General features: G+C 62.1%; 7 protein-coding genes. 2 read left to right on the top strand and 5 right to left on the bottom strand.

Annotation, left to right across the window (positions count from 1 at the left end):
• Positions 1-7: 7 nt before the first annotated feature.
• The 5 genes from GVL50_RS21760 to GVL50_RS21740 form a co-directional block, all read right to left on the bottom strand.
• Positions 8-628 carry an SCO family protein gene (locus tag GVL50_RS21760; RefSeq protein WP_159815031.1) on the bottom strand — a complete coding sequence of 207 codons (621 nt, stop codon included), beginning with the start codon at positions 626-628 and terminating at the stop codon, positions 8-10.
• Positions 625-1,275, bottom strand: coding sequence for an SCO family protein (locus GVL50_RS21755; protein ID WP_159815030.1), 651 nt, complete (start codon positions 1,273-1,275; stop codon positions 625-627). The genes GVL50_RS21760 and GVL50_RS21755 overlap by 4 nt, the downstream gene beginning before the upstream one ends.
• A gap of 14 nt (positions 1,276-1,289) precedes the next feature.
• Positions 1,290-3,212 (bottom strand): YncE family protein, encoded by a 1,923-nt coding sequence (locus GVL50_RS21750; protein WP_159815029.1) that lies wholly within the window; start codon positions 3,210-3,212, stop codon positions 1,290-1,292.
• A gap of 703 nt (positions 3,213-3,915) precedes the next feature.
• Positions 3,916-9,750: a manganese-oxidizing multicopper oxidase MnxG gene (gene mnxG / locus GVL50_RS21745; RefSeq protein WP_159815028.1), complete on the bottom strand. Its 5,835-nt coding sequence runs from the start codon at positions 9,748-9,750 to the stop codon at positions 3,916-3,918.
• A gap of 200 nt (positions 9,751-9,950) precedes the next feature.
• Positions 9,951-10,559, bottom strand: coding sequence for a lytic transglycosylase domain-containing protein (locus GVL50_RS21740; protein WP_038364844.1), 609 nt, complete (start codon positions 10,557-10,559; stop codon positions 9,951-9,953).
• A gap of 205 nt (positions 10,560-10,764) precedes the next feature.
• On the opposite strand from GVL50_RS21740, the gene gspG reads away from it, so the two are divergent.
• Positions 10,765-11,193: a type II secretion system major pseudopilin GspG gene (gene gspG / locus GVL50_RS21735; protein WP_053119057.1), complete on the top strand. Its 429-nt coding sequence runs from the start codon at positions 10,765-10,767 to the stop codon at positions 11,191-11,193.
• Positions 11,194-11,207: 14 nt separating this feature from the next.
• Positions 11,208-12,395, top strand: a complete 1,188-nt coding sequence (locus GVL50_RS21730; protein WP_159815027.1) for a type II secretion system F family protein — start codon at positions 11,208-11,210, stop codon at positions 12,393-12,395.
• The last annotated feature ends 206 nt before the right edge of the window (positions 12,396-12,601 follow it).

Genomic DNA, 12,601 nt, shown 5'->3' with positions numbered 1-12,601 from the left:
CGCGGGCTCAGCGATCGGCCACGGGCATTGTCAGCAACTGCAAGCGCTGGGCAATGGCGGCGGCCGGGGCGTCGGGGCGAATTTTGCTCCAGCGTTTGTTGGCGACATCCCCAACGATCAACTGCGTCGAGTGCTGCTCGGGCGTCGGCACGATCTGGCCGATGCGACTCAGCACCAGATCCATCTGCGCCTTATCGCCGGTGAGAAAAAGCCAATGAGGGTCATCGGAACCCTGCTTCAAGGTGTAAGCCTTGAGCACCGCCGGCGTGTCGCGCAGCGGGTCACTGGTAAGGGAAATGAAGGTGATGTCCTGCGCCTTGTCGCCGAGCAGCTCGCGAACCTCCTTGAGCTTGCGGGTGATCAGCGGGCAGGCATCGTTGCAACTGGTGAAAATCACGTTGAGCAGAACGATGCGGTTTTGCAGGGCGTCGCTGTAGAAGCGCAGGGTCTCGCCGTTCTGATCCTGCAACGGCGTGTCGGTGAACCAGGTTTTTGCGTCGTGCGTGCCTTTGGCCGGGGCAGCGGCAACCGTCGCCGGCGGCTCTTGAACGTGACCTTCGTGGGCGAACGCGACGTTGCTGAAAATCCAGAAACACACGGTCAGGGAGATCCAGTCGAGCAGTCTCATGGCTGTTGCTCCATGGCGATGGCGGTGTGTTTGGCGTGGGTGCGCAGGCCGCTGAGCTTCTCGACTTCCTTGGCCAGCAGCTCTGGATCGGTGAAGCCGTAGTAGCGCATCCAGTGGCGGTTATTGCCGTCGCCGACGAGGATCAACGGCTGATGATTCTTGAGGTCGCCACTGAAACTGCCGAGGCCTTTGAGGGTTTCATTGATCGATTGTGGTGAACCGGTCAGCCAGCTCCAGCCCGGGCCGCGCTGAAAAGTGCGGGCGTAATCCTGCAGGCGTTTCGGGTCGTCGCGTTGCGGGTCGATGCTGATCGAGACCAGTTGCACTTCCTTGCCGACCCGCGCGCCGAGCTGTTTCTGCACCTTGCCCATGATCGACGAGACCACCGGGCACACCGTCGTGCAACTGGTGTAGATGAAACTCATCACGACAATTTTGCCCTGCACCAGGTCTTGTTCGAGGCGCACGGTTTTGCCGGTCTGGTCGAGCAGCGGCACGTTGGCGAACTTGACCTGGGCGTGTTCTTGCGTGCTGCTGACGGGGGCTTTGTGTCCGGCGTGTTCGTCTGCCGAGTGGGCATTGGCGTGTTGAACGCCGAGGCTCAACAGGCACAGGGTCAGCAGGCCAGTGGATGCAAATCGGTTCATGTCGAAACTCCTCTTCAACGGGCCTGGTCGGGGGTGACCCGAACACTGGCAAAGGTCTTGTCATCGAAACCGGCGCCCAGCGAGGCGGCGCGCACATGCAGGTACCAGGCGCCGCTGCGGTCGAGGCTGATCGGCGCTTCGTACACACCGTCGGCGACTTCCAGTGCCGCGACTTCACGCGGGTGTGAAGTGGGCGCGAGGTAGTAGCGCAGCTGCACGTCTTTAACGCCGCTGCGCTGGGTTTTGTCTTTGCCTTGAACGATGCGGAAGCGCACGACATACGGGTCGTTGAGCGCCACGGCAGTCTTGTCGAGGAGGAACTCGACTTTCGGCTGGCCGAGGTGTTTTTGCGGTTTGCCGTCAGGATCAATCTGCGCGGTAAAGCAGTGAATGATGTTCGGTTGGTTGAGCAGAAAGGCCACGTCGAAACGCCCCGCTGCCGGCAGTTTCACCCGCGCGCTGTACAGGCCCGGCGAAACTTCACGCAGACTGCGGTCGATGACCATCGCGGCGCGGGCGATCTGGCCACGGTTGGGGTAACCGGACATCGGCGCGTTCATGCCTTCGGCGTAGAAGTAGGTGGTGTTGTCGACCGGGTTGACCACGAACACTGCGTTGTCGTCACGTGAGACGACGAGGCTGGAGGCCAGCGGCAAGTCACCGGCCAGGCGCGGTGCTTGCGGCCCGGCTTCGAAACCCTGGCTGATCGGCTGGCGACCTTCGCCGAGCGAGGACAGGTTGATCATGGTGACTTTCGGTGAAGCGAGTCCGCGGATGTAGGCATAGGCCTGGGTGAACACCACTTGGTAGGGTTCGGCGCTGACCTCCAGATCATGGATGGCGCTGTTGGTCGCGGCATCGATGACGCTGGCGCGGTTTTCCACGGTATTGAGTACCACACCGAAGCGGCCGTCGGCGCTGAAGCCCATCGGGCCGAGGCCTTGTTGCAGTTTCAGCACCCGGCGGATGGCGTGGGTGCTGGCGTCGATCACGGTGACGGTGCCGTCCTTGCCATCGGCGACGTAGACGGCGCCGGACAATGCCGAATAGGCGACGGATAACGGGTGGGAGCCGGTTTTGATCTGCTCGACGATGTTCAGAGTGGCGATGTCGATCACGCTGACGGTGCCGTCGTCGCGGTTGCTGACGAAGGCGAAACGGCTGTCCTTGCTGAAGGTGATTTCGTGGTGGCCGCGTCCGGTCTGTAAATGTTTGAGGGATTTGAGGCTTTGGGCGTCGATCACGGTGACGCCGGAGTCTTCGGTTTTGCTCGCGTTGTTGCCGACCCAGAGCAGGCGTTCGTCCGGTTGCAGGGCGACGCGAAACGGTTGGCTGCCGGCGCTGATCGAGTCGATGACTTTGAATTGTTCGCTGTCGATGACGGCGATTTCACCGGCAGTCGGCATGGAAACGTAGACGCGTTTGTTGTCTTTGGGGGTGACCCAATCCATCGGCGGCTGCTTGAGCTCGATCCGCGCAAGGGTGCTGGTGATGCCGCCGACCGACACTGATGGATCGACCACGGCGATGCTCGCGTCGCGGTTCATCACCAGCAGGAAATAGCTGTTGAGGTCGAGCAACGGCCGTGCGCCGATGTTGGATTTGAGGAACACGCCGACCCGGGCTTTGCAGCTCTGCTCGCGGCCCTGGGCCTTATCGGCAGCGAGGGTTTGCGGATCGACCCAGGCACCCGGGGCCACACCGGACAGCGGCTGGCCGGAGGCGCTGTCGCGGATGCGGAACTGCACATCGGCGAACTCGCCTTCACGCAGTTTGCCGTCGGCGGCCAGTGGCTTGAGATCGAAATCCACCGCCACGCCATCACGGTTCAGCGTCTGCCCCGCGCCGGTTTGCGCCAGCGCAATCTCACTCAGCGTCAACAACGCCCCGGCCATGGCCAGCGTGCAAATACCGATGATGTTGATGATCCTGTTCATCTTTCACTCCCCTACGCATTCCAGCCAAACGACGCGATCCCTGTGGGAGCGGGCTTGCTCGCGAAAGCAATGCCAGCCACCCCACCTGTTGCCTGTACCGCCCTCTTCGCGAGCAAGCCCGCTCCCACAAGGGATTTGCATTCATCCCACTTCCTCACCGCCACCACTGCCCACTGTGGGAGCGGGCTTGCTCGCGAAAGCAATGCCAGCCACCCCATCTGTTGCCTGTGCCGCCCTCTTCGCGAGCAAGCCCGCTCCCACAAGGGATTTGCATTCATCCCACTTCCTCACTGCCCACCGCAGATCCTTGTAGGAGTGAGCCTGCTCGCGATGGCGTCATCCGCCCCACCATCGAAAACCGAGTTGCCCCAATCGCGAGCAGGCTCACTCCTACAGGGGATTTGCATGCATCCCGCCAAGCTAACTGCCAACCGCAGACCCTGTGGGAGCGAGCTTGCTCGCGAAAGCAATCTGCCAGCCACCCCACCTGTTGCCTGTGCCGCCCTCTTCGCGAGCAAGCTCGCTCCCACATGGGATTTGCATTCCTACCGCATCCTCACTGCCAACCACCGGCCCCCTGTGGGAGCGAGCTTGCTCGCGAAAGCAATCTGCCAGCCACCACACCTGTTGCCTGTGCCGGCCTCTTCGCGAGCAAGCCCGCTCCCACATGGGATTTGCATCCACGGGGATATTGGCGTCGTGTCTACTGCCCCTGCGGCGCCGGTTCCGGTTCATTGGTCACGCGCAGCAAGCCCCATAATCCGGAGGTGTTGCCGTAGGCGGCGTAGTCGCGGAACAGGTAGTCGCCGGGGATCGCATTGCTGCCGCCAGCGCTCGGGATCATGAAGCTGAAGTGCGCGGCCGGCAGGATGCTTTCGTGGGCGCCGATGTACATCGACATCGGGTTGTAGCCGAAGCGCACGGAGCCCACGCCCGGCGAGCCCATCGGATAACCACCGACATCGCTCTTCTCGGCCTGGAACGGGTTCACCGACCAGACGTGCCCGTCGAGCTGGAACGTGGTGCCGCGACTGCCACCGCTCGGCATCAGAATATGCGTACGGAACGGCTGCCCCGGTTTGGCGTAGAGCACCGGCGTCTGCGGATCGCCACCCACCAGCGCATTGCTGTAAGCCATGTGCGCATTGACCATGTCGCCATAACCCGCGCCATCGGCATGACCAAACGGCGCGTCCGGGGCGAGGCCGAAGCGGTACCACAGCGGCTCGGTCTTGTAGTTGATCGCCATGCTTGAGTTGTCCTGCGGATCGGTCGGCACGCCGAAGCCTTCAGCGGCAATCCCTTCCACCGGCCGGCCATTGGCCCAACGGGTATTCAGCGCCTTGTGCCAGACCATCGCGAAGTCGCGGTAGCTGGTCTGCCCAGGCGCCGTAACCGTGGCGTTGACCTTGCGTGCATCGTCAACCCAGGTCGCGCCGATCGGCAGAATACTCATCGCCCCGCCGAGACCTTTTTGCGGTTGCTTGATCACGTCCGCCGGGGTGAAATTCAAGCCGCCGAACTCCACCGCCGTGGCATTGATGTTGTCGACGCTGCGGCCCAGTTGAGTCACCGGTTTGCCTTCACGTTCCAGGTGCCCGGCGTAGTACTGATAGGTACGGGTCGGGTACGCGCCGCTGTTGCCGACGCGCGGTGGCACGGTCTGGATCGGGTTGGCGCCGACGTTGGCGCCGTCGGATTTGGTGATGTCATACGCCAGCAACTGTGCGTGCAGGCCGACGTGGCTGGACGGCCGCATCAGGTTGTTGCTGAAGGTGGTCGAACCCAGACCGCTGTTGCGATCACGCTTGACCATGCCTTGCATCACTGCGGTTTGCGTCAGGTCGGGCATCACGCTCGGCAGACGGTTTTCCAGGGTGATGTTGATGCAATCCCCTGCCGCCGCACGCAGCACCAGCGGTTCAACCGGGATGCCGGGTTTGAGCTTGCCGCTGAGCGGATCCAGATCGGATTTACGCACATAAAGGATCGCGGTCGGGTCATGCAACGGCCCGCTCTGCCCGCCGATGGTGATGGTTTCGCCATCCTCCGGATCGGTCACGGTGACTTGTGGAATGCTCACCGTGCGCGAGTTCAGCACCAGGGTGCCGCCCGCCGGATTCAGCGGCCCGCCGACATGCTGACCAAGCCCTTGCGGATCGCCAATGGTCAGGCCCAGCGCATTGCCGAGGATGTCATTGGCCAGCGCCGCGACCACTTCATAGTTGCGCTGTACCGTCGGCCGCGTGCCGATGCCGTTGGGGTTGGCGCTGATCCGTGGGCAACTGCCCTCGAACGCCACGGTATTGCGCATGCCCGCCGGGGTCGGGTTGTTGGGGATGGCGAACAGGTCGGCGCGTTTGGCGGTGTAGTTACGCATCACGCCCCAGATACCGCTCCAGTAGCCTTCGATCGAAGCGTCCATCGAGTACAGATAATCACCCGTGGTCGCAGCGGAACTGGAGAGCATCGACACCGGCGCTATGAAGCCCATCTGCTCGGAGATGCCGATCATTTGCGAGGCGCGCCAGCCGGAGTTGGAACTGTTGCCGAACCCGGAACCGCTCTGCAGCCATTTCACACCGTGCAGGGTGACGTTGTGCTCTTCCTCATGGCCGCCGGCATGCACCCGCAGCCGCACGTTGTCGCCGGTGTAGGTGCGCAGCATCGGTGTGAACGGGTCGCCAGGTTCAGCGCCGCCCTTGTTGATGTGCGGCGGAAACAGCGTGGTGCCGCCGGTAGGCCCGGTAGCGGCGGTGAGCAGATTCGGCGCCAGGTTCATCGCCGGAATTGCGCGGTCGGTACGGCTTTGCATGGCGAACGACAGATCGCCGCCGAGGCCATCAGCCTGCATGCCGCGCTTGCCATCCGGGCCGACCTTGTTCGGATCGTAAACGCGTAGGGCCAGCGGCTCGTTGCGATAGTTGACGACGAACATGCCCGGATCATCCACCGAAATTGCCTGCGGACATGGCCGGCTCGGGCAGCCCGGCACCTGACCGCCCTGCACTTCCAGCACGCCTTCGAGCAGGTTGCTAGCGTTGTTGCGCACTGGCGGATTGATCGCATAGCGGAAGCTGTCGGCAGTCGCCGGGAACGCTTGCGCATTCGGCACGCCGTTAGGGCCGGCACCGACATAGACGCCGGCTTCATAGGCGTGCTGGAAGTCGCTGTATTCGAGGAAGAACTCGCGGAAGCTGTCATTTTTGCCGTCGCCATCGAGGTCGCCGGTATTGATCACCGCTTGCCACGAGGTCGGCCCGCCGTCCTGACGCGCGCCACTGTACAGAGGCTCGCCGGTTTCCGCATGGAACCAGGTCGAACCGGCCGGCTCGGCCAACACGGTGGCGTACAGACCAATCTGCTGGTGCGTCGATGGGCCCAGGTGGTCGTGAGTGAAAATGGTGCCAAGGCCACGATCTACGCCTTTGATGTTCACCACCGGATCAACGAACCAACGCTGCATCGCCGTGCGCGCACCGAGCCAATCGGCGCGGCCGTACTGACCGAAGAACGGATGGTTTTTGGCTTTCGGGCACGCCTGTGTGCCGTCGCGCGGATCGGTGGCGGCGCACTGGTTGAACTCGCGGATCGCGTGAATGCGTTCCTGCACGGCGCCCGGCGAGAGCACGCCGTCCTCGTAGTTCCAGCCATTGGACGAGCCGTCCGCCGAGGTCAGATCCCACTTCGGCAGGTGAATATGCTGGCCGATCACATCGGTCGGCGTGCGCACCTGATAGTCGTCCATCTCGTAAGTGGCCGGCACCAGGTTGGTTTGCTGGTATTGCACGCAATCGAAGGTGTTCATGCGCATCACCAGCGGCTCTGGCGGACGCTGCTTGGTGATCACCGGCCAGGCGTCTTCCCACAGCGCCAGAATGCGCGCCTGCGGGAAGTGATAACCGACCTTGTTGTACACCGCGTCGAACTGAATATTGGCGGCTTTGTAGATCCGAGGGCGGTCGGCAGTGAAGCTTGAAGCGCCGACAAAGGACATGCCGTCGATGCGGTCTCCGCTGGCAAACTCACCGCTGCCGGCGCTGCTGGTCAGGCGCTTTTGCCGATCGTCCATGCACGGTTCGTAGTACGGTGCGCCGGCCATTGGCAAGGCACCGTTGGTACGGAACGCCTTGGCCACCACTTGATTGCCGGGCAGCAAGGCATAGCTTGGGTGATCTTTTTTGGCGTGAAAGGCCATCGCCGCTTGTTCGACTTCGGTGCCTTCTTCCGGCAGGTAAATCGGTTTGGCGCGGGTGACTTCCTTGGAGAAATCCAGCGAGGTGGTCACGGTGTGCGCTTCGCCACCGGCCGAGACGCCGTCGAGGGTATGCCGTTGCAAGCCGCCATCCCAACCACCGGATTGCGCCGGGTCAAGGTTGGCCCACAGCGCTTTGCCGCTGGCCTTGAGCGATTGCGCGGTAGCCGCGTCGAGCATGTCCAGCGGCGGGGTTGGTGGACGTTGGCCCACCGAGCTTTCCATGCCACCGATCCAGAATGGATAGCCCGGGTTTTTCAGGCTGCCGTCGGCATTGCGGTTGGCTTCGCTGCGATCGACCAGCGCCAGCGAACCGATGGCTTGACCACCGGCGCTGCCACCGTGATGTTCGCCGTCGTCGTCCTCTTCTTCATCCTCGTCATCATCATTGCCGGCGATCAGGGTTTCACCGATTTTCGGCACGACCACGACTTTGCCCGGCATCGGTGCCATGGCTTTGCCCGGTAGCGGCACGATGGCCGGAATCGGTGTGCCGGCGACGATTTCGCCGTCAGGCAACGCGCGCGCGCCGGTCGCTGGTTTACCGCTGCGCAGGGCAAACGGTTCGCTGTGATAACCGTCGGCGCCCTGCTGCGAAACGTCGAGCCGGGTGCCCTCTTCAAACACGTCGTGCACCCGCCACATGGCCCACATGCCTTGGGCAAAGTGCGGATAGAAATGGCAGTGATAGATCGCATCGCCGGCCACGCGGTTGCGGTTGCCCGAACCACCGTTGGCGATTTCATAGGTGTAACCGGCGCCTGGGCCAATGCCCTGGGCATCGACGTAATCGGAGTTGTCGTCGTTGGGGTTGAACAGCCACTGATGGCCGTGCAAGTGGAAGATGTGCTGCTCATGACCATTGTGGGTGTTGCGGAATTTGACGAAGTCACCGATGTAGCTGTGGTTGACGTTCGACGGCTCCGACGGATACAGGGCCATGGTCGCTTTCACCCCGATCTGATCGGCACGGGGTGTCTGGCCAGGGGCGATGTTTTCCAGCCCGGCGTTGGCCGGCACGTCGACCAGCATCGCCACATCGCCGACGGTGTGCGAGCTGAGGAAGAATTCTTCGTAGGCGCACGACAGGCAATCGTGCATCGGCCCGACACCCAAACGGTTGGCCACCACTTCGGCGCCCATGCCGCCCGAGCCGTAATTGATCATGAACGAATCGCGAGTTGGCTCCAGCACGTGGGCCATCACCGGATCAGCCCAATAGGCTGGAAACGCTTGAGTGGCGGCAGTTTCGTCCTGGAATTGCGAGGCGAAATCGCGGAACGCTTCCAGTCGATTAGGGATCGCTGGGTTGCGTTTGCCAACCGATTCCAGCGGATAAGTGCTGGGTGGGAAGCTGCCGTCGGCTTTGCTGCCCATGACAATTGCATCGCTTTCGCTGGAGATGATTTCATTGCCGTCGACCATGCCGATGATCGGCGTACCGGCCTTGCCTTCGCGCAGCCACGGTTCGCGCTGCGGGTAGCGCGCCTGATAGTCGACGATCGGTTGGCCGGTGGGTGCGCGGCCCGTGGTGGCCAGGCGCATTTCTTCTTCGGTGAGGGTATTGCGATAGGTACGACCGCCCTTGGGCAGGACGACAACCTGGCCGAACAAGCCATTGGCGACGTTGCCGGCCGCGCCCTCGCCACCAAAGGTTGCGCCACGGCTGCTGACGGCAAACGCGCCTTCACGCTCGGCGTACAGGGTGTAAGAACGGCTCGCGCCCGGCGGCACCAAGGTGTTGGCGTTACGCCCGGTGAACGAGGAAATGTCATCGATGCTGTTTACCGCTTGCAGGCCATTGACCTGGAAACCGACGTGCCGATTAGCGACTTGCTCATCGACTTTGAAGTCTTCAGCCGCGTTGGCGTTCTCGACGCCTTCCTCTTCTTCACCTTCATTCTCGAAGTGCTTGTTCGGGTTGGCCTGATAGTCGAGCAGGTTTTGCAGATTGATCGTCAGGCAATCACCCGCCGCCACGCGCAGCACCAATGGCCGTGGCCGCTTGTCCGGGCGCAGCGAAACCTTGCCCGGCACCGCTGAACCGCCGTAGGCCAGCGACATGTTGCGGTCATCCACCACGTCGCGGCGCAGGGCGAACATCATGCCGTTGATGTTCTGCGCACCGAGGCGGTTGAACATCAGCGGTTGATCGAAGGCGACGACGTTGGCCACCAGGTTGCGCTCGCATCGCACGGCCGCGCTGGCCAGCTCGACGCTGAGCATCGAGGCCAGAATCAGCAGCCAGTTGAACAGAGACGGAGCGTGATGAATGCCAGCCATGATCAGTAACCTCGTAGTGGGTGCTCTTGGGAACACTTCTCGACAAATGCCTCGGAGCAATCCCCGTGCCACAAAAAATTCGTTTACCGTTCAATCGGTTACTGCAGCGACTTGAGAATCCGGGGCATATTCCCCACCGCTTTGCCCCAATTTTCGGGGCTGCCGGGTTTGCCCCGAAAGTGGGGAAAACCGGGTTGGGGTCACAGCGGGGCGTCCATCGCCAGGCCCTGCAAACGTCGGTACTGGCGCAACACATTCGGTACATAACGCTGGGTTTCGGCGAACGGCGGAATCACTCGGCCACGGCTGAGCACCGCGTCGGGCCCGGCGTTGTAGGCCGCCACGGCGAGGGCGATGTCGTTGTCGAAGAGGGTCATCAAACGCTTGAGATATTTCGCCCCGCCCTGGATGTTGGCCTTGGGGTCATAGACGTCGGTCACACCCAGTTCGCGCGCGGTGTCGGGCATCAATTGCATCAACCCGCCGGCGCCTTTGGGTGAGGTCGCGCCGGGGTTGTAATGCGACTCGGCGTTGATCACCGCGTGCAGCAACGCTTCGGGCAATTCGTTGACTTTGGCCGCTGCCGACACCAGTTCCGCGTAGGGCTGATTGGCGATCATTTGCGGCTGCTGATCGAGGCTGGCGACCGGCATTTCAGCCTCGTGGATCACCCGTTCGTAGGTACGTCCGGGACGGTGAACGTTGGACAGTACATAGCTGCCCTTGGCGTCCACCGAGATAAATACATCGGCTTGCGCGGCGCCGCTGAGCAGCACACAACCGAGCAATCCGCTGGCGAGAAATTTCATGTCGGGCCTCCCCGGATCGGCCCCGATAAATTGGGGGAAATGCCCCAATGGCCGATCACGTTTGAGCCATACGCAAGCACTGTGCCGACTCTTGCAAGGCCCGAATTACAAGGGTTTCGGCGTGTCGACCAGTTTTCGGTGGGGCTGAGCATGGCAATTGCATAAGCCCTTAAGGCGACACGGCTGCCACTCACGGGAGGTCATCATGAAGCTGCAATTTCGTCCGCGAGGCCAACGCGGTTTTACCCTGCTCGAATTGTTGGTGGTGCTGGTGGTGCTCGGTCTGTTGGCCGGGATCGTCGCGCCGAAATACTTCGCTCAACTCGGTCGCTCGGAAGTGAAAGTGGCCAAGGCGCAAATCGAAGGGCTGAGCAAAGCACTCGACTTGTATCGACTGGAAGTCGGTCACTACCCGTCCACCGAGCAGGGCTTGCAGGCCTTGGTCACCGCCCCGAGTGACGAGGCGAAATGGACCGGCCCGTACTTGCAGAAAAAGCTGCCGCAGGATCCGTGGGGGCGTAGTTACGCCTATCGCTATCCCGGCGAAAACAGCGAGTACGACTTGCTGTCGATGGGCAAGGACGGCCAGCCCGGTGGCGAAGGCGAAAACGCCGAAGTGACCAATTGGCAGTGAGCGGAGCGCGGCCCATGCGATTTCATTTGAAAGCGGTCGGCAAGGCTGGCGTGGTGTCCTTGAGCGTCGAGGCAGCGGGCGACAGCGAAGCGCGACGGATTGCCGAGGATCAGGGTCTGCGCGTGCTCAGTTCGCACGCCGACAAGCATTGGCGTTCGCTGCGATTGCGTCAGCGCGAGACCTTCAATCTGGTGTTGTTCAGCCAGGAACTGACCACGCTGCTCAACGCCGGCCTGCCGTTGATTGATGCGCTGGAAAGCCTCGCCGAAAAAGAATCCGCCCCCGCTGCCCGGAAAACCTTGAGTGAGCTGGTGCGCCTGCTCTACGAGGGCAAATCGTTTTCGCAGGCGCTGGGCCAGTTATCGGCGGTATTCCCGCCGCTGTACGTGGCGCTGGTGCAGTCCAGCGAGAAGACCGGCGCGGTCGGCGATGCGCTGGGCCGCTACGTCAGCTATCGGCAGCGCATGGACGAGGTGCGGCAGAAGATCATCAGCGCCTCGATCTACCCGATGCTGTTGTTGGTGGTCGGCGGCGGCGTCGTGTTGTTTTTGATGGGTTACGTGGTGCCGCGCTTCAGCCTGGTGTTTGAAGGGTTGGGCAATAACCTGCCGTGGCTGTCGCAGGTCTTGATGAGCAGCGGCATGTTTCTGCATGCGCATCAGGCGGAATTCTTTGGCGCGCTGGCGGCGATTGTCATCGCCCTCGCCGTCCTGCAAAAACAGCCGGCGTTTCGTCGTGGGCTGGATCGGCTGGTGGAGAAACTGCCGGCCGTGCATCAGCGAATTTTCATGTATGAGCTGGCGCGGTTTTATCGTTCGCTGGGGATTCTGCTGCAAGGCGGGATTCCGCTGGTGACCGCCATGAGCATGGTGCGCGGCCTGCTCACCGTGGCGTCGCGGGTACGGCTCGATCAGGCTTGCGAGCGGGTGCGCGAGGGGCAATCGTTGTCTACCGCGCTGGAGCTCAATCACCTGGTGACGCCGGTGTCGCTGCGCCTGCTCCGCGCCGGCGAACAGTCCGGCAACCTCGGGCAGATGATGGAACGCAGCGCCGACTTCTACGACGAGGAAATCAGCCGCTGGCTGGAGTGGTTCGTGAAGTTGTTCGAACCGCTGCTGATGACCTTCATCGGCCTGCTCATCGGGGTCATCGTGATCCTGATGTACATCCCGATTTTCGAACTGGCGTCGAGTATTCACTGACCTCGGGAACGGGTCGAATCCCTGCAACAACGCACTCTCACGTTCCCAACAAGACCACAAAGACGGAGAACGATATGCACATTAAAAAGCTCGTGCTCGCAATGGCCATCGGCGCAGTTCTGTCGGCGTCCACGGTACTGATCCCGGACAGTCTGTCGGGGGTTTCCAGTGTTCAGGCCAAGGAAGGTGGGAGTGGTGGTGGAGGG

Origin of the sequence: Pseudomonas sp. 18058 (assembly GCF_902706155.1) — a bacterium.
GTDB lineage: Bacteria > Pseudomonadota > Gammaproteobacteria > Pseudomonadales > Pseudomonadaceae > Aquipseudomonas > Aquipseudomonas rustica.
Note: the sequence above shows the minus strand (reverse complement) of the source record. Positions and strands in the feature narration are given on the sequence as shown.

What these genes read in the sequence shown, in the direction of transcription:
- GVL50_RS21750 (WP_159815029.1), bottom strand. Translation starts at nt 3,212, where the DNA reads ATGAACAGGATCATCAACATCATCGGTATTTGCACGCTGGCCATGGCC.
- GVL50_RS21755 (WP_159815030.1), bottom strand. Translation starts at nt 1,275, where the DNA reads ATGAACCGATTTGCATCCACTGGCCTGCTGACCCTGTGCCTGTTGAGC.
- GVL50_RS21730 (WP_159815027.1), top strand. Translation starts at nt 11,208, where the DNA reads ATGCGATTTCATTTGAAAGCGGTCGGCAAGGCTGGCGTGGTGTCCTTG.
- mnxG (WP_159815028.1), bottom strand. Translation starts at nt 9,750, where the DNA reads ATGGCTGGCATTCATCACGCTCCGTCTCTGTTCAACTGGCTGCTGATT.
- GVL50_RS21760 (WP_159815031.1), bottom strand. Translation starts at nt 628, where the DNA reads ATGAGACTGCTCGACTGGATCTCCCTGACCGTGTGTTTCTGGATTTTC.
- GVL50_RS21740 (WP_038364844.1), bottom strand. Translation starts at nt 10,559, where the DNA reads ATGAAATTTCTCGCCAGCGGATTGCTCGGTTGTGTGCTGCTCAGCGGC.
- gspG (WP_053119057.1), top strand. Translation starts at nt 10,765, where the DNA reads ATGAAGCTGCAATTTCGTCCGCGAGGCCAACGCGGTTTTACCCTGCTC.